Source organism: Mesorhizobium sp. LNHC252B00 (assembly GCF_000502955.1).
GTDB lineage: Bacteria > Pseudomonadota > Alphaproteobacteria > Rhizobiales > Rhizobiaceae > Mesorhizobium.
Map to the genome: position 1 here is coordinate 64116 of NZ_AYWO01000020.1, position 18540 is coordinate 82655.

Annotated in this window: 17 protein-coding genes; 5 read left to right on the forward strand and 12 right to left on the reverse strand. The window is 63.7% G+C overall.

What is annotated here, in order from left to right; genetic code table 11:
- Positions 1 to 2: 2 nt before the first annotated feature.
- Together X744_RS148205 and X744_RS148200 are read left to right on the forward strand one after the other, a co-directional pair.
- Positions 3 to 989 (forward strand): Gfo/Idh/MocA family oxidoreductase, encoded by a 987-nt coding sequence (locus tag X744_RS148205; RefSeq protein ID WP_023761166.1) that lies wholly within the window; start codon positions 3 to 5, stop codon positions 987 to 989.
- Positions 990 to 1015: 26 nt separating this feature from the next.
- On the forward strand, positions 1016 to 2671 hold the full coding sequence (locus X744_RS148200; protein WP_023761167.1) for an FAD-binding dehydrogenase: 1656 nt from the start codon (positions 1016 to 1018) through the stop codon (positions 2669 to 2671).
- A gap of 31 nt (positions 2672 to 2702) precedes the next feature.
- Here the strand turns inward: X744_RS148200 and X744_RS148195 are convergent, their stop codons facing one another.
- The 7 genes from X744_RS148195 to X744_RS148165 all read right to left on the reverse strand — a co-directional run bounded on the left by X744_RS148195 (position 2703) and on the right by X744_RS148165 (position 10602).
- Entirely contained in the window at positions 2703 to 3641 is a 939-nt protein-coding gene (locus tag X744_RS148195) for an alpha/beta hydrolase (protein ID WP_023761168.1), read from the reverse strand.
- 205 nt (positions 3642 to 3846) lie between these two features.
- The gene (locus tag X744_RS148190) at positions 3847 to 4629 is read right to left on the reverse strand and encodes a carnitinyl-CoA dehydratase (protein ID WP_023761169.1); all 783 of its coding nucleotides are present in this window, start codon (positions 4627 to 4629) and stop codon (positions 3847 to 3849) included.
- Positions 4622 to 6700 carry an acetate--CoA ligase family protein gene (locus X744_RS148185; RefSeq protein ID WP_031260722.1) on the reverse strand — a complete coding sequence of 693 codons (2079 nt, stop codon included), beginning with the start codon at positions 6698 to 6700 and terminating at the stop codon, positions 4622 to 4624. The genes X744_RS148190 and X744_RS148185 overlap by 8 nt, the downstream gene beginning before the upstream one ends.
- Positions 6701 to 6764: 64 nt before the next feature.
- Positions 6765 to 7928 carry an acyl-CoA dehydrogenase gene (locus X744_RS148180; protein ID WP_023761171.1) on the reverse strand — a complete coding sequence of 388 codons (1164 nt, stop codon included), beginning with the start codon at positions 7926 to 7928 and terminating at the stop codon, positions 6765 to 6767.
- A 4-nt stretch (positions 7929 to 7932) separates the two neighbouring features.
- Positions 7933 to 9036, reverse strand: coding sequence for a carnitine 3-dehydrogenase (locus tag X744_RS148175; protein ID WP_023761172.1), 1104 nt, complete (start codon positions 9034 to 9036; stop codon positions 7933 to 7935).
- Positions 9033 to 9662: an HD domain-containing protein gene (locus tag X744_RS148170; RefSeq protein WP_023761173.1), complete on the reverse strand. Its 630-nt coding sequence runs from the start codon at positions 9660 to 9662 to the stop codon at positions 9033 to 9035. The genes X744_RS148175 and X744_RS148170 overlap by 4 nt, the downstream gene beginning before the upstream one ends.
- 22 nt (positions 9663 to 9684) lie before the next feature.
- Positions 9685 to 10602, reverse strand: a complete 918-nt coding sequence (locus tag X744_RS148165) for a 3-keto-5-aminohexanoate cleavage protein (protein ID WP_023761174.1) — start codon at positions 10600 to 10602, stop codon at positions 9685 to 9687.
- A 133-nt stretch (positions 10603 to 10735) separates the two neighbouring features.
- Between X744_RS148165 and X744_RS148160 the strand changes: the two genes are divergently transcribed.
- Positions 10736 to 11716, forward strand: coding sequence for a GlxA family transcriptional regulator (locus X744_RS148160; RefSeq protein WP_023761175.1), 981 nt, complete (start codon positions 10736 to 10738; stop codon positions 11714 to 11716).
- Between the two features lie 41 nt (positions 11717 to 11757).
- Here the strand turns inward: X744_RS148160 and X744_RS148155 are convergent, their stop codons facing one another.
- Positions 11758 to 11967: a hypothetical protein gene (locus tag X744_RS148155; protein ID WP_023761176.1), complete on the reverse strand. Its 210-nt coding sequence runs from the start codon at positions 11965 to 11967 to the stop codon at positions 11758 to 11760.
- Between the two features lie 408 nt (positions 11968 to 12375).
- Positions 12376 to 13701, reverse strand: a complete 1326-nt coding sequence (xylA, locus tag X744_RS148150) for a xylose isomerase (protein WP_023761177.1) — start codon at positions 13699 to 13701, stop codon at positions 12376 to 12378.
- 144 nt (positions 13702 to 13845) lie between these two features.
- Between xylA and X744_RS148145 the strand changes: the two genes are divergently transcribed.
- Positions 13846 to 14208 (forward strand): nuclear transport factor 2 family protein, encoded by a 363-nt coding sequence (locus tag X744_RS148145; protein ID WP_023761178.1) that lies wholly within the window; start codon positions 13846 to 13848, stop codon positions 14206 to 14208.
- Positions 14209 to 14402: 194 nt separating this feature from the next.
- Here X744_RS148145 and xylB read toward each other — a convergent pair whose 3' ends face one another.
- From xylB to X744_RS148130, 3 genes are all read right to left on the reverse strand, one after another.
- Positions 14403 to 15857 carry a xylulokinase gene (xylB, locus tag X744_RS148140; RefSeq protein WP_023761179.1) on the reverse strand — a complete coding sequence of 485 codons (1455 nt, stop codon included), beginning with the start codon at positions 15855 to 15857 and terminating at the stop codon, positions 14403 to 14405.
- 80 nt (positions 15858 to 15937) lie between these two features.
- Positions 15938 to 17275 carry a tetratricopeptide repeat protein gene (locus X744_RS148135; RefSeq protein WP_023761180.1) on the reverse strand — a complete coding sequence of 446 codons (1338 nt, stop codon included), beginning with the start codon at positions 17273 to 17275 and terminating at the stop codon, positions 15938 to 15940.
- A gap of 315 nt (positions 17276 to 17590) precedes the next feature.
- Positions 17591 to 18214 carry a LysE family translocator gene (locus X744_RS148130; RefSeq protein ID WP_023761181.1) on the reverse strand — a complete coding sequence of 208 codons (624 nt, stop codon included), beginning with the start codon at positions 18212 to 18214 and terminating at the stop codon, positions 17591 to 17593.
- Between X744_RS148130 and X744_RS148125 the strand changes: the two genes are divergently transcribed.
- On the forward strand, positions 18213 to 18449 hold the full coding sequence (locus X744_RS148125) for a hypothetical protein (protein WP_023761182.1): 237 nt from the start codon (positions 18213 to 18215) through the stop codon (positions 18447 to 18449). The two genes, X744_RS148130 and X744_RS148125, sit on opposite strands and share 2 nt — an antisense overlap.
- The last annotated feature ends 91 nt before the right edge of the window (positions 18450 to 18540 follow it).

Genomic DNA, 18540 nt, shown 5'->3' on the forward strand with positions numbered 1-18540 from the left:
TGATGTTTCGATGGGGTGTGTTGTCCACAGCCAAGATCGGCCGCGAGCATTTGTTGCCGGCAATGGTCGAGGCGGAGAATGGTGTGCTGTCGGCGATCGCCAGTCGCGACCTGTCGAAGGCCAAGGCACTGGCCGAGCGCTTTGGCGCCCGCCATGCCTTCGGCTCCTATGAGGACCTGCTCGCCTCCAACGAAATCGACGGCGTCTACATCCCGTTGCCGACCTCGCAACATGTCGAATGGACAGCCAAGGCCATCGAAGCCGGCAAGCATGTGCTGGTCGAAAAGCCGCTGGCGCTCGACGCCAAGGACATTCTCCCGCTGATCAAGCTGCGCGACGCCAAAAAAGTGCTCGTCTGCGAAGCGTTCATGGTCATCTACCACCCGCAATGGATCAAGGTGCGCGATCTCATCGCCAGCGGCGCCATCGGCCGGCTGCGCCATGTGCAGGGCGCGTTCTCCTACTACAATGTCGACCCCAACAATATGCGCAACAAGCTCGATCTCGGCGGCGGCGCGCTGCCCGACATCGGCGTCTATCCGACTGTGTCGACGCGCTTTTCGACTGGCAAGGAGCCGCTGCGCGTGCAGGCGACAATCGAACGCGACGAGAAATTCGGCACCGACATCTACTCCTCGATCCGCGCCGATTTCGGCGACTTCGAACTGTCCTTCTACCTGTCGACGCAGATGGCGGCGCGCCAAGTCATGGTGTTCCACGGCGAGAAGGGTTTCATCGAAGTGTTCTCGCCCTTCAACGCCGGGCTGTACGACCATCACCGGGTCGAACTGCACAACCAGAACCACACCGAGGCGCAAGTGTTCCGCTTTCCCGGCACGCAGCAATACCGGCTGGAGGTCGAGACCTTCGCGCGTGCGGCACAGGGCGGCAAGGAGCGCGTCTTCACGCTGGAGGAATCCGTGCTCAACCAGAAAGTCATCGACGCCATCTTCCGCGCCGGCGGCAAGGACAGCTGGGAGACAGTCTGAGCTTAGCCGGCTGATTGGGAGGGGAAATGTCTGACGACGCGGACGTGATCATTGTCGGCGCCGGCCTTGCCGGGCTGGTTGCCGCCGCCGAACTTGCCGAGGCCGGCAAACGGATCATCATCGTCGACCAGGAGCCGGAGCAGTCGCTCGGTGGCCAGGCATTCTGGTCGTTCGGTGGCCTTTTCCTTGTCGATTCGCCCGAGCAGCGGCGCATGCGCATCCGCGATTCGCATGACCTGGCACTGGAGGACTGGCTGGGCACCGCGGCGTTCGATCGGCCCGAGGATTTCTGGCCGCGCCAATGGGCGGAAGCCTATGTCGGCTTCGCCGCCGGCGAGAAACGCTCCTGGCTTCTGCAGCGCGGCCTGAAGTTTTTCCCCGTGGTGGGCTGGGCCGAGCGCGGCGGCGGCAATGCCATCGGCCACGGCAATTCGGTGCCGCGTTTCCACATCACCTGGGGTACCGGCCCGGGCGTGCTGGAACCCTTCGTCCAGCGCGTGCGCGAGGCCCAGAAGCAAGGGCTGATCAGTTTCAGATTCCGCCACCGCGTCAATCAATTGACCCGCACGGGTGCTACCGTCGACGGTGTGCGCGGCGACATACTGCAGCCGAGCACAGTCGAGCGCGGCCACAAGAGTTCACGCGACATCGCGGGCGATTTCGCATTCCGAGCGCAGGCGGTGATCGTTGCCTCCGGCGGCATCGGCGCCAACCATCAGCTTGTCCGCGAAAACTGGCCGAAGCGGCTGGGCGCCGCACCTAGGCGGATGATCACCGGCGTGCCCGACCATGTCGACGGCCGCATGCTGGCGATCACGGAGCAGGCCGGCGGCTCGATCATCAACCGCGACCGCATGTGGCACTATGTCGAGGGCGTCAAGAACTGGTCGCCGATCTGGACCGATCATGCGATCCGCATCCTGCCCGGCCCGTCTTCGCTGTGGCTCGACGCACGCGGCAAGCGCCTGCCCGTGCCGCTCTATCCTGGCTTCGACACGCTGGGCACGCTGTCCCACATCATGAGCACCGGCTTCGATTATTCCTGGTTCATCCTGACGAAGAAGATCATCCAGAAGGAGTTCGCGTTGTCGGGCTCCGAACAGAACCCCGATTTGACCGGCAAAAGCTGGCGCCAGGTACTCGGCCGCGCCACCTCGGGCATTCCGGGCCCGGTCAAGGCGTTCATGGAAAAAGGCGAGGATTTTATCGTCGAGGCGGACCTGCCGACACTGGTCGCCCGCATGAACGCGCTGGCCGGCGGCGAACCGCTGCTTGAGTTGGCCCAGGTCGAGCGCGAAATCCGCGCTCGTGACCGGCAGCTCGACAATCCGTTCTCAAAGGACATGCAGATCACCGCTTTGCGCGGCGCTCGCGCCTATCTCGGCGACAGGCTGATCCGCACGGCCAAGCCGCACAAGATGCTCGATCCGGCGAACGGCCCGCTGATCGCGGTGCGCCTCAACATCCTGACCCGCAAGACGCTGGGCGGCCTGCAGACCGATCTCGACAGCCGCGTGCTGGGTGCCGATGGCCAGCCGATCGCCGGGCTCTATGCGGTCGGCGAAGCCGCCGGGTTCGGCGGCGGCGGCGTGCATGGCTATGCGGCGCTTGAGGGGACCTTCCTGGGCGGCTGCATCTTTTCCGGCCGCAGCGCCGGCCGGTCGGCGGCTGCCTCGGTGTAATAAGGTTCAGGCGGCGAGGCGAAAAGACCGCTCACCAGTGCCAGGCACCCTGTCCAAGGGCAGCAACCGCGTCAACGATCCGGGTAAAACTCGCGCGGGCGCGGCCGACCGTGTGCCGGGCCCTGAGATAGCCGTGCACCAGGCCCGGTTCCTCGAACCAGTATGCCCGTCCGCCGGCCGCGACGATGCGGTCGCGATAGGCTCCGCCGTCGGACGATAGCGGATCGCATTGCGCGGTGATCAGTACGGTCGGCGGCAGGTTGGCGAAATCGGCGTCGGCAAGCGGCGACTGCGTGATGTCCCCGGTGCCGTCTCGCCCGCCGGTGCGGATGTTCTTGTAGAATTCGAGATCGCGCATGGTCAGCATCGGCGCTTCGGCATGCCTGAGATAGGATCCCTTCGACCGGTCGCCGCCAAGACCGGGATAGATCAGCACCTGGCCGATCGGCCGTTTCGCATGGCCGCGTGTCGCGTGGCTGACCGCGGCGGCAAGATTGCCGCCGGCGCTGTCGCCGCATAGAAGAATTGGGTGGCTGCGGGCGATGCCAGCCCATTCGAAGGCGCTCATCACGTCGTCGAAGGCCGATGGATGCAAGTGCTCCGGCGCCAGCCGGTAATCGACCGAGATCACCTCGTAGCCGGTGCGGTCGCAGAGTTCGGCACAGACATCGTCATGGCTGTTCAGGCCGCCGAGAATGAAGCCGCCGCCATGGAAATACAGCACCGTCACGGCTGCTTGGCGTGCGCTTCGGTAAATGCGGATCGGGATCTCGTGCGTTCGCGTTGCAATGGCGGAGGTTTCGACCGCGACGCCTTGCGGGTAGCCGGCAAAGAATTCGCGGCACATGCGGTCGTAGATGTCGCGCTGCTGCGCGATCGTGTAATCGATCGTGTCGGGCGGATAGTAGGAATTGGTCCGCTCGATGAAAGCCCAGGTCTCGGCGTCGATGAGCGTTTTGTAGTCGGTCATGGGCACTGGAAGGGCAGAGCCCGGGCACCCCCCTCTGGCCTGCCGGCCATCTCCCCCGCAAGGGGGGAGATTGGCAGCGTTGATCGCGGTGCACTTCTTGCAACGTTGACGGTTGGCGAAAGCAGAAATGACATCCAATCTCCCCCCTTGCGGGGGAGATGCCCGGCAGGGCAGAGGGGGGTGTGACGGAACGCCATCGTTCCCATTACTTCCCCTTCCACACCGGATCGCGCTTTTCCGCAAAAGCGCGAAAACCTTCCATATTGTCTTCGGAGCCGTAGAGCGCATCGACCGTCGGCAGCTGCCGGCGCGTCACTCTGTTCATCGCGTCCTGGAAAGTCAGCGCTTCGGCCACGCGCGCCGTTTCCTTGATCGCTGCAAAGACCAGCGGCGGTCCGCCGGCGAGCAGCCGGGCGATCTCCCAGACGCGGTCCTCAAGCTTTTCCTTGGGCAGCACTTCGTTGACCAGGCCCCAGCGATGCGCTTCGGCGACATCCATCCAGCGGCCGGTGAGCAGAAGGTCCATGGCGACATGATAGGGAATGCGCTTCGGTAGCTTGATCGTTGCCGCGTCGGCCAGCGTGCCGGCGCGAATTTCGGGCAGCGCGAAGGAGGAATGGTCGGAGGCGTAGATGAGGTCGCAGGACAGCGCCAGCTCGAAGCCACCGCCGACCGCCATGCCGTTGACGCAGGCGATGACGGGCTTGTTGAGGTCGCGCAGTTCCTGCAGGCCGGCAAAGCCGCCGACGCCATAGTCGCCGTCGACCGCATCGCCGCCGGCAGCCGCCTTCAGGTCCCAGCCGGCGCAGAAGAACTTGTCGCCGGCGGTCTTGACGATGGCGACGCGCAAATTGGGATCGTCGCGGAATGCCTTGAAGGTTTCGCCCATCAGCCGCGAGGTCTTCAGGTCGATGGCGTTGGCCTTGGGCCGGTCGAGCGTGACCTCCAGGATGGTGCCCTCGCGGCGGGTCGAAATGACGTCAGACATTCTTCTTGTCTCCCAGCACCAGCAGCGCATCGGCGATCCAGGCGCCCTTGCCCTCCGTGCAGACGATCAGCGGGTTGATGTCGAGTTCCTCGATCTCGCCGGCATTCTCCTGCACGAAGGCGGCAATGCCCGAGATGGCGTCGATGGCAGCCTGAACATCGGCCTTCGGCCGGCCGCGATAGCCTTCGAGCAGCGGATAGAGTTTCAGGCCGTGCAACGCCGCCTCGATGTCATCGCGGGTCGCTGGCAGCATTAGCGTGACGCTGTCGCGCAGCAGCTCGACCAGCACGCCGCCGGTGCCCAGCGTCATCACCGCGCCGAACATCGGGTCGCGGGTGAAGCCGACGATCAGCTCGGCGACGCCGTCGCGCACCATGCGCTCGACATAGAGCCCGGTGCCGAGCGGCAAGAGGTCATGCGCAGCGGTGCTGACGGACTCGGCGTCTTTGAGGTTGAGCTGCACCGCGCCGACCTCGGATTTGTGGGTGACACCCAGCGCCTTCAGCGCCACCGGGAAGCCGAGCGCCATCGACGAGATCACCGCCTCGACCGCATTGGCGGCGCGCTCGCCTTTCGGCACCGGCAGGCCGGCCTTGATGAGGCGGGATTTCGCCTCGGCCTCGTCGGGCGTGACGTGTTCGCCGACAGGCGCGCCGGAGGCGGAGGTGTCGATCGGCTGCGCCTGCGGCTCAGCCCAAGCCCAACCGATGAAGGCCGCTGCCCCGGCTGCATCCATGGCTTCGGAAATCCCGAACAGCGGCACCATGCCGCGCGCCATAAGGCCGGCAGTGTATTCCTCCGGCAGGTTCTCCGGCAGCGAGGAGACGATGGCACCCTGCGCCTTGTTGGTCTTAAGCGCAGATTCGAAGGCACGCAGCGTCGCCCACCAGTCGGTGTCCGAGCAGCGGTCGGGGCGCGGGAAGTCGAGCACCAGCATGTTGAGGTCGAACCCGCCCGACACCATGGCGGTGAAGGTGGCGGTCATCGCCGGCTCATTGTTCCAGATGAAGGTGTGATAGTCCAACGGATTGGCCACCGCGACCAGCGGCCCGAGCGTCGATTTGACATGGGCACGGTGGGTGTCGCTGAGCACCGGGAAATTGACCCAGCGGCCTTCGGCGCTGTCGGCCATGACCGAAGCCTCGCCGCCCGAGCAGCTCATCGATGACAGCCTATAGCCGGGCAACGGTCCGGTGATATGCAGCAGCTTCAGCGCCTCGATGAAGGCGGGGATGGAATCGACGCGCGCTATGCCCAGCCGCCTCAGGAAGGCGCCCGATGCGGCGTCCGACCCTGCCAGCGAGGCGGTGTGCGAGACGGTCGCTTGCCGCGCCTGTTCGGAACGGCCGACCTTCATGGCGATGATCGGCTTCTTCAACTCGCGGGCCCTGGCCGCCAGCCGTTCGAAGCCGGCTACGGAATCGAAGGCTTCGATGTGCAGGCCAAGCGAGGTGACCCGCTCGTCCTCGATCAGGCCGAGTGCCATTTCGGACAGGCCGGTCTGCGCCTGGTTGCCGGCGGTCATCAGGAAGGCGATCGGGAGGCCGCGCTTCTGCATCGTCATGTTGATGGCGATGTTCGACGACTGGGTGATGATAGCGACACCTTTGCCGCCGTCGGCCAGTCGGATGCCGCCATGCTGGTCGGGCCACAGAAGTGCGCCGTCGGCATAGTTGATCAGGCCGTAGCAATTCGGGCCGATGATCGGCATCTGGCCCGCCGCCGCGACCAGCTCGGCCTGCAGCCGCTCGCCGTCGTCGTCATAGGCCTCGGTCTCGAGGAAGCCGGCGGCAAAGCAGACTGCACCGCCGGCGCCGCGCTCGGCCAGCGCCTTGACCACCTCGATGGTCAAGTGCCGGTTGACGCCGACGAAGGCGGCGTCCGGCGCGCCGGGAAGATCGGCGACGGAGCGATAGGCCTTTCGGCCGGCGACCTCTTCCTTGCTCGGATGCACCGGCCAGATCTCGCCGGCAAAACCCATCTTGATCGATTGCGCCACGACGACTGCGGCCTGAGCGCCGCCGAAGACGGCAATCGATTTGGGGCGCAAAAGACGTTCGAGTTTATGCATGGTCATCTTTTCGTTTGAGCATCATCTTCTCCCAAGCCTAGCTCCGGCCTTGGGGGATCATGCTCTAAGCCCCGAACGGACGCAGCAGCGCCCGCGAAATAATATGTCGCTGAATCTCCGAAGTGCCTTCCCAAATTCGCTCGACCCGGGCGTCGCGCCAGATGCGCTCCAGCGGCAAATCGTCCATCAGCCCCATGCCGCCATGGATCTGGATCGCTTCATCGGCAACAAAGGCGAGCATTTCGGTGGCCTTCAGCTTGGCCATGGCCATGTCCTGGTCGGTGACGGTGCCCTGATCGTACTTCCAGCCGGCTTCGAACACCATCAGGTCGGCGGCCTTCAGTTCGGTCGCCATGTCGGCAAGCTTGAACGACACGCCCTGGAACTTGCCGATCTGCTGGCCGAACTGCTGGCGCTGCGCGGCATATTCCACCGCATGGCCAAGCGCCCGCTCGGCGCGGCCGAGACAGGTGGCGCCGACCTGCAGCCGAGTGGCGCCGAGCCAGGAATTGGCGACATCGAAGCCCTTGTGCACCTCGCCCAGAACCTGGGAGGCCGGCAAGCGGCAATCGTCGAATTCGAGGATGGCATTGGTGTAGCCGCGATGCGAGACGTTGCGGTAGCCGTCGCGGACGGTGAAGCCTTTGGTCCCTTTGTCGACAAAAAAGGCGGTGATCTTCTTGCGCTTGCCGCGCGGCGAATCCTCTTCGCCGGAAGCCATGAACACGATGGCGAAGTCGGCGAGGTCGGCGTGGGAGATAAAATGCTTGGTGCCGTTGAGCACCCAGTCGTCGCCATTCTGCACGGCCGTCGCCTTCATACCGCGCAGGTCGGAGCCGGCGCCCGGCTCGGTCATCGCCAGGCAGTCCCATTTCTCGCCGCGGATGCAGGGGAACAAATATTTCTCGCGCTGCTCGGGTGTGCCGGCCAAGAGGATGTTGGAGGGCCGCGCCACGCAGGTCCAGTGCAACGCATAATTGGCACGGCCGAGCTCTTTCTCGTAGAGCAGCCAGGTCACCGTATCCAGGCCCGCGCCGCCGACATCGGCCGGCATGTTGGCGGCATAGAGCCCGGCCTCGATCGCCTTGGCCTTGATTTGCTCGATCAACTCGCGGCGCAGCACGCCGGTGCGCTCGACCTCGCGCTCATGCGGGTATAGCTCGTTCTCGACGAACGCCTTCGTCGTCTCGACGATGAGCTTCTGTTCCTCCGACAACCCGAAATCCATGATCTCAGCCCTTCTTCTTGCCGGTCTTTTTCTTCGGCTTTTCGGCTTTCTTCACCGGCTTCAACGTCTTGGCCTTCTCGGCCGCCTTGGAGGCCACAGGCTTTTTGGCCGCTAGCTTGGCCAGTTGCCTGGTATAGTCCTTGTGCAAGGCACCGGCACCCCAGCCCTTGCCTTTGTTCTGCTTCGACAGCGCGTCCATGATCGCAACCAGATTGTCGTCGCGGATCTTTTCCAGCTCGCGGATCGACAGCCCATGCGCCTGGTCGTCCGACTGCGTGGCGATCAGGTCGACCAGTTCATCGTTGAACTCCGGCACGTCCATCAGCTTGGTCCATGGCCATTTCAAGCACGGCCCGAACTGGGCCATGAAGTGGCGCATACCGGCCTCGCCCCCTGCGACGCGATAGACCTGGAACATGCCCATCTGCGCCCAGCGCAGGCCAAAGCCGAAGCGCATGATGTCATCGAGTTCCTCGACGGTGCAGATGCCGTCCTTTATTAGCCACAGCGCCTCGCGCCATGCCGCTTCGAGCAGGCGGTCGCCGACGAAGGCTTCGATCTCCTTGCGGATCACCACCGGCTTCATGCCGATCGAGGCATACATTTCCTTGGCGACCTCGATCGCCTCTGGGAAGGTCTGTTCGCCGCCGACGATCTCGACAAGCGGCAAGAGGTAAACGGGGTTGAACGGATGCCCGACGACCAGCCGCTCCGGGTGCTTCTTCATCGCCACCTGCATGTCGGTCGGCTTGATGCCCGAGGTCGAGGAGCCGACAATGGCGTTTGCCGGCGCATGGGTATCGATCTCGGCCAGCACGCGGTGCTTGAGATCGAGCCGCTCAGGCACGCTTTCCTGGATGAAGTCGGCATCGGCAACCGCCTCGGCGATGGTCTTGGCAAAGGTCAGTTTGCCCTCTTTCGGCAAGCCGCCAGGCACCATCTGCTTGTAGGCGCGGCGCGCGCCTTTCATCACTTCGCCAACCTTGCGCGACGCTTCGGGATCGGGATCGAAGATCGACACGTCGATGCCGTTGAGCAACAGGCGCGCCACCCAGCCGGCGCCGATGACGCCGCCACCGATGGCGGCCGCCTTGTTGATGATGCTCATGCGGAAGCTCCGGTTCTTGTCTTGGCTGTTGCGGGATCGATGAGAGGCACGCGCTCGCCGGCGCGGATCACCGGGGGATCGTAAGCCTTGCGGGCAAACACTTCGAGCACGAAGGGCCGGAAGAATTCGATCGGCAGCGTGTCGTAGTCGGGGTCGAAGCTCGACTGGTCCCAGCGCTCGCAGAACTGATCGCAATCATCGAAATAGGCGTGGCCGGCGAAGCGGTCGCGCGCATGGCGGTTGCCGCCCAGATGATGGGCATAGTAGAGCCGCTGGAAATCGCCGTGCTTTTCCACCACCCAGGTGCATTGTTCGCGTACGAAAGGCTTCAGGATCGAAGCGGCATATTCGTCGTGATTGTAGGGCGCGTATATGTCGCCGATATCGTGCAGCAGCGCGCACGCGATCCAGTCGGTATCGGCGCCGTCGCGCCAGGCGCGGGTCGCCGCCTGCAGCGAATGGCCGAGCCGGGTGATCTTGTACCCCGACAGACCCGCGTCGAGCTGAACCAGCGCGTCGAGCAGCCGCTCGCCGGTCCTTGCCGCATAGTCGATTTCATGCGCGGTCAGGAACTCATAGTCGTCCCGGTCGCCATCCTTCATCGCCGTGAATTTTACGGTAGTCATATCGACCCTCCCGGCGAATAATTTATGCCGCTATCGGCGCCCGCTTGGTGAGGTTGAGCTTCTTGCGCACTTCCTCCGGGCCGATGATCCTGGCGCCCAGATTGGTGACGATGCTGGCGGCTCGTTCGACCAACTGCGCATTGGTCGCCAGCACGCCCTTGTCGAGCCACAGATTGTCTTCCAGGCCGACCCGGACATTGCCGCCGGCCAGCACGGCGGCGGCGGCATAGGCCATCTGGTTGCGGCCGATGGCGAAGGCCGACCAGTTCCAGGTCGACGGCACGTTGTTGACCATTGCCATGAAGGTGTTGAGGTCGTCGGGCGCCCCCCACGGCACACCCATGCATAGCTGCACGAGCGCGTCGGGATCGAGCACCTTTTCCTCGACCAGCTGCTTGGCGAACCACAGATGGCCGGTATCGAAGGCCTCGATCTCCGGTTTGACGCCGAGCGCCGTCATCATGCCGCCCATGGCGCGCAGCATGCCGGGCGTGTTGGTCATGACATAGTCGGCCTCGGCGAAATTCATGGTGCCGCAATCGAGCGTGCAGATTTCCGGCAGGCACTGGCGCACATGTTCCATGCGGTTGGTGGCGCCGCCCATGTCGGTGCCTTTTTCGTTGAGCGGCAGCGGTGCTTCCGGCGAGCCGAAGACCATGTCGCCGCCCATGCCGGCGGTCAGGTTCAGGATGACGTCTACTTCCGCCTCGCGAATGCGCTCGGTGACTTCGCGATAGAGATGCACGTCGCGCCTGGGCTTGCCGGTTTCAGGGTCACGCACATGGCAGTGGACGATCGCGGCGCCGGCTTTGGCCGCATCGATGGCCGAATCGGCGATCTGCTTGGGCGAGCGCGGTACATGCGGGCTGCGATCCTGCGAGCCGCCGGATCCGGTCACGGCACAGGTAATGAAGACCTCACGGTTCATCGCAAGCGGCATGGAACTCTCCTCCGATAGAAACACTATGCATGTCGCCCAAAAGTGGGAACCGGTTTTGGGACAACGACATGCACAAAGACCAACCAACAATGACCGACTTGCCGGAAACTGTTTTGCGTTTTACGAAGCTTCCATGACGAAAAGCGAAAAACCAACGATCTTTCGTGCCGAACGCCTGCCACTCAGGGTGACGCTGCTGGTGTTTTCCGGCTCGTCGATCATGTGCGTCGCGTCGGCGGTCGATCCGTTGCGCGCCGCCAACCGCATCTGCGGCGAGACGCTGTTCGATTTCAAGCTGGTCTCGCTGACCGGCGAGGCTCCGGTCACCACCTGCGGCCTGCCGGTGGCGGTTAGCGGCCGTTTCGATGCGGGTGAGCCAACCGACGTTCTTGTCGTCGTCGCCGGCTTTGGCACCCAGAACTATGCGACATCGGGGCTGTTGTCAGGCCTGCGCCGGGCAGCGCGGACAGCACGGGCTTGCGGCGGTGTCGAAGCGGGCACCTGGCTGGTGGCGCGCGCCGGCTTGCTGGAAGGGCGCAGCGCCACCACCCACTGGGAGGACATGGAGGACTTTTCCTCGGCCTTCCCCGGCGTCGATGTGCGCCCGGACCGCTACGTCATCGACGGGCCGGTATTCACGTCAGGCGGCGCGTCGCCGACCTTCGACCTGATGCTGCATCTCATTCGCACGCGGCTGGGCATGGCCGTGGCGCTCGATGTCGCGAGCGTCTTCATCTACGACCAGGCACGTGCCGCGACCGACGCCCAGCCGCTGGTCTCGCTCGGTCGGCTCGATGGCTACGATCCGCGCCTGGCGCAAGCCATCCGGCTGATGGAATCGCATGTCGATCAGCCGCTGACCATAGAAGCGGTGGCCAAACGCGCCGGGGTGACGGCGCGAACCTTGGAAAGCATCTTTCGCAAGTCGATCGGCGAGACGCCGGGCGCCTATTATCTCAGGCTGCGCCTGGGTGCCGCGCGCCGGCTGGTGGTCGACACCAGGGTGGCGATGGCCGATATTGCCGGGCGGACCGGATTTTCGTCCGCCGCGGCGTTTTCGAGGGCGTTTTCAAGGGCTTTCGGCGAAGCGCCGGTCAGGCTGCGCCGGGGCTGACATGCATGTCGCCCAAAAGGACAACGACATGCACAGAAAGTTCAGGCAGCATTCTGGTGGTCGCTGCCGCCGTCGATCTGCGAGCGCATTTGCCTGGCAAGATGGGTCTCGAAACGGCTGGCAACGGCGCGGTCCCATTCGTTCGAGCGGCGCGTGCCATCCTTCGGATGCGGCATTGCCATCAGCCGGTCGATAATCGATTCGACTTCGCCCGGTGAGAGCAGGGCGTCGATTTCACGTTCGTTCTGCATATCGGGTCGCCTCCTTCTTCCTCTCCCGCCACGAGCAGTCTTATACGAGATACGTGACGGCAGTTTGAAGGCAAGAGCGAGGTCATTGAAGGGCGTCAAAGGGCAAAAACCGTGTCGTCGCACCCGGCTTTGCGCAAAGTTTGTTCCCGTGTCTGGGCAGGTCAGGCCAAGGAGAGTTCTACAGCTGCTTTTCGACCAGCAGGCAGCCGAGGATCTATGCGATCCTCGGTGCCTGTCGCGAAATGGGCGACTGGAGCATTTCGCGGTTTCGCGGAAACGGCGAGCCGCTCTAACTCTTTGTTTTGACGCAATTCCAGACGGAAAACCGCTTCACGCTTTTACTGGAATTGCTCCAGCAGAAGGCGATTGCCGCTCCAGAGGTGGCGGATATCGGTCCAGAGATCGGCTTCACACGTATCGGTTGACGATGTTTTCCAGCAGTTCCTGGCGGCCCGACCTTGGCTGCGGCTCGATCTTCTTCTTGACGACACGCTCGGCGATGTCCTCCAGCGTGCGCTTGCCCGACAGCATCGCCTTGCCCTCGGCTGTGTTCCAGCCGGCATAGCGTTCGGCCAGCGGTGCCGACAGCGCCTTGTCCTCGACCATGCGGGCCGCGGCCTTGAGGCCACGTGCGCAAGAGTCCATGCCGCCGATATGGCCGATCAGCAGATCCTGCGGATCAAGCGACTGGCGGCGCAGCTTGGCGTCGAAATTGGTGCCGCCGGTCTTGAAGCCGCCGGCCTGCAGGACCTGGTAGTAGGCCAATGCCATTTCAGGCACGTTGTTGGGGAACTGGTCGGTGTCCCAGCCCGACTGATAGTCGTTGCGGTTCATGTCGATCGAGCCGAAGACGCCGAGCGCATTGGCCAGCGCCAGCTCGTGCTCGAAGGAATGGCCGGCCAGAATGGCGTGGCCTTGCTCGATGTTGAGCTTGACCTCCTTCTCCAGTCCGAAGCGCTTGAGGAAGCCGTAGACGGTCGCGACATCGTAATCATACTGGTGCTTGGTCGGCTCCTGCGGCTTCGGCTCGATCAGGATCGTGCCCTTGAAACCGATCTTGTGCTTGTAGTCGACGACGAGGCTGAGGAAGCGGCCGGCCTGCTCCTGCTCGCGTGCGAGGTCGGTGTTGAGCAGCGTCTCATAGCCCTCGCGCCCGCCCCACAGCACATAGTTCTCGCCCTTCAGCCGCTTGGTGACATCGATACAGCTTTTTACCGTCGCTGCCGCGTAGGCAAAGACATCCGGGTCGGGATTGGTGGCCGCGCCCGACATGAAGCGGCGATTGGAGAACAGGTTGGCAGTGCCCCACAAGAGCTTGACGCCGGTATGCTTCATCTTTTCCTCGAAGTAGTCGGCGATCTCGTCGAGGCGTGCCGCACTCTCGGAAAAGTCCTTGCCCTCCGGCCGCACATCGGCGTCGTGGAAGCAGAAATAGGGCGCACCAAGCAGCGAGAACATCTCGAAGGCGACGTCTGCTTTCAGTTTCGCGAGTTCCATCGTGTCGACACCGCCGGCCTTGGGGAACCACGGCCGGTCGAAGGTCTGGCCGCCGAACGGATCGCCGCCCGGCCAGGCGAAGGAATGCCAGTAGGCGACGGCAAAGCGCAGATGGTCTTCCAGCCGCTTGCCGGCCACCACCTCGTCGGGATTGTAGAACCGGTAGGCCAGCGGATTGGTCGAATCCGGCCCCTCATATTTGATCTTCTTGATGTCGCCGAAAAATCCGCTGCTCATGTTTTTTCCTCTCGAATAGTTGGCCCTACCTCAGGCCCTGATTACCTCAGGTAATTCGCCGTGATTACCTCAGGCGTAATTGGTTTCGTTCGTCCGCTGGTCGAAAAAACTCATGTCAAAACAATCAGACAAAGGAGACAGGCCATGACCGACCTCAACAAGATCGCCCAAAGCTACATCACCGCCTGGAACGAAAGTGATGCCGGCCGTCGGGCCGATTTGCTCAAGGCGACCTTCACCGAAGACGTCAGCTATCGCGACCCGCTCATGAAGGGCGATGGCCATGCGGGTGTCGCGGCACTCATCGACGGCGTGCAGCAGCGATTTGCCGGCTTCCGGTTCTCGCTGAAGGGCACGCCGGACGGTTTTGCCGACAAGATCCGCTTCTCGTGGAATCTCGGTCCGGAGGGCACGGCCTCGGTGATCGAAGGCACTGACATCGGCATCATCGAGAACGGCCGCCTGAAGAGCGTCACCGGTTTTCTCGACAAAGTGCCGGCGCAGTGAGGTTTTGCTGTTACGGTGGGCGCTAGGCACACCGCTCTGGCCTGCCGGCCATCTCCCCCTCGAGGGGGGAGATTGGCTGTCACGCGGGCCTTCGCCGATTACCAAAGTTGAAAAAAGTGCGGCTACGTCAATGCTGCCAATCTCCCCCCTTGAGGGGGAGATGCCCGGCAGGGCAGAGGGGGGTAGACTCCCGCTCACGCCGTGGCGACCTTGACTGCCGGGTACAGCGCCCGGTAGCGCTGATAGGCATCCGCATAGACGCCGCCAAGTGCGGCGTCTGGTTCGATCGTGGCATCGGTCCTCGGTGCCGTGCAGATTTCAAGCGGGTCGGCACCCGTCGCCGCGATCAGGCCGAGCCGCGCGGCGCCAAAGGCGGCGCCGAAGTCGCCGTCGGCGGGAATGTCGACAGGCAGTTGAAGCGCGGTGGCAATCGCCTTCAGCCAATAGCGCGAGCGCGAACCGCCGCCGATCGCCGTCACCCGCGTCAAGGTCGTGCCGGCCGTGGCCAGGGCTTCGAAGCTGTCGCGGAAGGCAAAGGCGACGCCTTCGAGCACCGCCTGGGTCAGCACCGCACGGCTCGATTCATGCGCCAGCCCGGTGAACGCGCCGCGAATGGCGGAATCATTGTAGGGTGTGCGCTCACCGGAGAGATAAGGCAGGAAGGACACGCCGCTGGGCGCCCTCAGAGTGTCGCCGAGTTCGGCGGTCAGTTCGCCAGCGCCTTTTCCGGTGATCTCGGACAGCCAGTTCAGCGAATCGGTTGCCGACAGGATGACGCCCATCTGGTGCCAGGTGTCCGGAAGCGCGTGGCAGAAGGTATGCACAGCACTAGCCGGGTTGGGCAGGTAGGCGGCGTTGGCGGCAAACAGCACGCCCGATGTGCCGAGCGAAACGAAGGCGTGGCCGGCGCCGACCGTGCCCATGCCGCAGGCCGAGGCAGCATTGTCGCCGGCACCGCCGGCGATGGGAATGCCGGCCGGAACGCCCCATTTTGAAGCCAGTTCGGCACGCAGCGCGCCTGCCTTCTCCGTACCCTCGACCAGGGCCGGCATTTGTTTTTCATCGAGCGATGTCGCGGCGAGCAGCTCGGTACTCCAGCGCCGCTTGCCGACATCGAGCCAGGACGTGCCGGCAGAATCCGACATTTCCGAAATGTGTTCGCCGCTCAGCCAGAGCCGCAGGAAATCCTTGGGCAACAGCACTTTTGCGACCTTGGCGAAGACAGCTGGCTCGTTGTTCTTCACCCAGGCAAGCTTCGGCGCGGTGAAACCGGGAAACACGATGTTGCCGGTCAGCGCGCGGAAGCGCGGATCGGCGTCGAGCAAGGCCGCCTCGGCATGACTGCGTGTATCGTTCCACAGGATGCAAGGGCGCAGCACCTTGTCGGCGGCATCGAGCAGCGTTGCACCGTGCATGTGGCCGGACAGGCCGATGCCTTTGACCGCGGCGAGCTCCCCGGGATGCTTGGCTTTGAGGTCGGCAATCGCCTCTTCGCAAGCGCGGATCCAGTCGTCGGGGTTCTGTTCCGACCAGCCCGGATGTGGCCGCGATACGTCGATCGACGCATGGCCGGAACCGATGACGGTTTGCCCGGCATCGATCAGCAGCGCCTTGACGCCCGACGTCCCGAGATCGAGGCCGAGATACATGTGTTCCTCCCTTGCCGATAATTTTTTCGAGTCCCGAAAAAATCTGGCTTGTCAGTTTTTAAGACAAGATCGATCGCGGGTCAATTCTCTGACAAATTGGTCTCGGATAAATTGGCCGCGCGCCGAGAAAGCAGCGCCGACAGTGGACTGCCGGGCCGCGCCATTCCCCGTTCGGCCGTGAGCGCCCTGCCAAGCGCACCGTCACCGGCGCGCAGGACCGCCTCGATCAGCGTCAGGTCGATGACGTCGCGTTGGGCGTGGCTGCCGCCGAAACGGTGGGCGATCGCCCGTATCGGCCGGATCAGGCGCACGGTCTCGGCATAGTTGCCCTCGCCAAAGGCCTTGATGGCGAGCGTCAGGGGATGGCCGACATCCCTGGTGAAAGCCGCATTGTCGTCGCTGCCGCCCATCGCCTCGCGTTGAGCCTCGAGCAAGGTCTGGGCCGGGGCGTCGAGCCCGGCGCCGACGAACGCCATCATCGCGTGGGCGTCGTTGAAGGCATAATTGCCGGCCCCGGCCTTGCGCCAGTTGGCGGCGAGCCCCGCCCAGCGGTCGCCGACATCGATGCCGCCAAGGTAAAGCCGCCACAGGATTGCCGACGCGTCGACCATGTTGAGCGCCATCGTCGACTGCCCGCCATAGATGGGTCCGTCATAGAGCGCCAGCACCTCGTCTGTCTCGCCGAGATCATAGTGGAACAGCGCCAGGTGCCACCAATTGTGCACCTGCAGAAAGCTTTCCCTTGTCCACGCCTCGGGATCGGCGCGCATCCAGGCAATACCATCCCTTTGCCGGCTTTGCATTTCCATGACATGAGCGACGGCATGCTGCGCCCACCCGTCGCGCGGCTCCATGTCGACTGCCGCGCGGCCAAGCTGCTCGGCCCTGATATAGTCAGCCATCTCCTCAAGTCCGAACGCCTGCATGCCGAGCATGGCGTGGTAGCCAGGCATGCCGCTTTGCCATGATGGCAGGGCACGGGCGATGCGATCACGCAACATGCGGGCATTGCCGGTGAAGAAATCGATCTGGTGGCCGACCTGCAGCGCCAGCCCGTCGCGAGGGGTCTCGATGGTGACATCCTCAAGAATGCGGCTGGCTTGATGCCAGCGTCCGTTGGCGAGATGGCCAAGGGCTGCGACATGCGCCTGCTCGCGCGTGGTCGCGGCAAGTGGCAATGCGGCCTGATGGCAAGCCTTGGCCACGTCCGTCGCCTCTTGCTCGGTGGCGAGGCCGAAAAGGTAGCCCTTGAAGACATGCGCCATGACGAAGCCGGGAGCTTTCGCGATGGCGCGGTCGATGGAGGCCACGGGGTCGCCGATGAAGCACCGTAGTTCACGCACTGCCTGGCAGTAGGGCGTGAACCCCGCCTGCGTGGCACCCGAAAATGTCAGGCCCAATGCGTCCCTGATTGCCATGCAATGTCCTTCGATCGACCAGTGACCGGCCGTTCGATGCTTCGGCCCAAGGCGATCCTAACGCATGGGCCACGGGCACGCCAACCGCGCGCTGCGCCGGTTTAGCCCAGTAGTCTTTCAAATGGTGAGCGACGACGGCGAGTTCTTTTTGCGGTGCCAACCGCCGAAGTCCGCGCTGCCCCTCATCGCCCTGTCGGACACGTCTTCTCGCACGGCGAAATCGAGCCCTCTCCCGTCACTATGCGGCGAGAGGATGTCGGCACGTAGGTGAGGGGGCAGCACAAACGCTGCGTGATGAGCGAATCCAACTCTACCTCAATTGCTGGAACGCATGGCCACCGTGGCGATGCCGGCGCCGACCAGCAGGGTGCCGCCGGTGCGGTTGAAGATGCGGATTGCCTTGGGATTGCGCACGACGTTGCGCGCGCGCGCAGCGATCAGCGCATAACCGAAGGCGTTGGCGAAGGCGAGCGCCAGGAACGTCGTCTCGAAGATCAGCATCTGCGTCCAGAAATCGGCATGCCGGTCGAGGAACTGCGGCAGGAAGGCGACGAAGAAGGTGATGCTCTTCGGGTTGAGCGCGGTGACCAGCCAGGCATGTGCCATCATCTTGGCCGACGACACCGCATCGGTGCGCGGTTCGGCTTTCAGAGCGCCGCCGGCACGGAACAGTTTCACGCCGAGATAAATAAGATAGCCGGCGCCGATCAGCTTCAGGATGGTGAAGACGGTCGCCGAAGCGGCCAGCAGCGCGCCGATGCCCAGCATCGACAAGGTCATCGCGGTGAAGTCGCCCAGCGCCACGCCGACGGCCATCGGCAGTGCGGTGCGCCAGCCCTGGCCCAGCGCATAGGACACGACCAGAAGGATGGTTGGACCCGGAATGATGAGAAGGATCGTCGATGCGGCAGCGAAGGCGGCCCAGTTTTCGAAGGACATGCTCGTCTCCTTTGAGCGTAAAGAAGAGGATAAATCCTTGCGTCCGGCAGAATGTAAAGAGGCGATTTCCCTAATTTCGCCAATGGCAGACCGGCGTCAGTTCGGGCCGCTCAGCGTGCTTATTATTTTCGGCCAGGCTGACACTGGCACCGAGAACGCCGCGACAATGGCAGCGGCAAAAAACCTAGTGTCGGCTTTTAAGGTTTTGCACATGAGGCCATCGCTGATGGCTTGAGCTGTAGGAAACGCCGGCGCCGGGATTATGACCCGCCGAGGTCTTTTGTACAGAGCTCTCGGTCAACGGATCGCGCAGAAGGTCGATCGCC

What these genes read in the sequence shown, in the direction of transcription:
- X744_RS148160 (WP_023761175.1), top strand. Translation starts at nt 10,736, where the DNA reads ATGACGAAAAGCGAAAAACCAACGATCTTTCGTGCCGAACGCCTGCCA.
- X744_RS148205 (WP_023761166.1), top strand. Translation starts at nt 3, where the DNA reads ATGTTTCGATGGGGTGTGTTGTCCACAGCCAAGATCGGCCGCGAGCAT.
- X744_RS148175 (WP_023761172.1), bottom strand. Translation starts at nt 9,036, where the DNA reads ATGAGCATCATCAACAAGGCGGCCGCCATCGGTGGCGGCGTCATCGGC.
- xylA (WP_023761177.1), bottom strand. Translation starts at nt 13,701, where the DNA reads ATGAGCAGCGGATTTTTCGGCGACATCAAGAAGATCAAATATGAGGGG.
- X744_RS148165 (WP_023761174.1), bottom strand. Translation starts at nt 10,602, where the DNA reads ATGCCGCTTGCGATGAACCGTGAGGTCTTCATTACCTGTGCCGTGACC.
- X744_RS148180 (WP_023761171.1), bottom strand. Translation starts at nt 7,928, where the DNA reads ATGGATTTCGGGTTGTCGGAGGAACAGAAGCTCATCGTCGAGACGACG.
- X744_RS148200 (WP_023761167.1), top strand. Translation starts at nt 1,016, where the DNA reads ATGTCTGACGACGCGGACGTGATCATTGTCGGCGCCGGCCTTGCCGGG.
- X744_RS148190 (WP_023761169.1), bottom strand. Translation starts at nt 4,629, where the DNA reads ATGTCTGACGTCATTTCGACCCGCCGCGAGGGCACCATCCTGGAGGTC.
- X744_RS148185 (WP_031260722.1), bottom strand. Translation starts at nt 6,700, where the DNA reads ATGCATAAACTCGAACGTCTTTTGCGCCCCAAATCGATTGCCGTCTTC.
- X744_RS148170 (WP_023761173.1), bottom strand. Translation starts at nt 9,662, where the DNA reads ATGACTACCGTAAAATTCACGGCGATGAAGGATGGCGACCGGGACGAC.
- X744_RS148155 (WP_023761176.1), bottom strand. Translation starts at nt 11,967, where the DNA reads ATGCAGAACGAACGTGAAATCGACGCCCTGCTCTCACCGGGCGAAGTC.
- xylB (WP_023761179.1), bottom strand. Translation starts at nt 15,857, where the DNA reads ATGTATCTCGGCCTCGATCTCGGGACGTCGGGCGTCAAGGCGCTGCTG.
- X744_RS148130 (WP_023761181.1), bottom strand. Translation starts at nt 18,214, where the DNA reads ATGTCCTTCGAAAACTGGGCCGCCTTCGCTGCCGCATCGACGATCCTT.
- X744_RS148195 (WP_023761168.1), bottom strand. Translation starts at nt 3,641, where the DNA reads ATGACCGACTACAAAACGCTCATCGACGCCGAGACCTGGGCTTTCATC.
- X744_RS148145 (WP_023761178.1), top strand. Translation starts at nt 13,846, where the DNA reads ATGACCGACCTCAACAAGATCGCCCAAAGCTACATCACCGCCTGGAAC.
- X744_RS148135 (WP_023761180.1), bottom strand. Translation starts at nt 17,275, where the DNA reads ATGGCAATCAGGGACGCATTGGGCCTGACATTTTCGGGTGCCACGCAG.
- X744_RS148125 (WP_023761182.1), top strand. Translation starts at nt 18,213, where the DNA reads ATGCTCGTCTCCTTTGAGCGTAAAGAAGAGGATAAATCCTTGCGTCCG.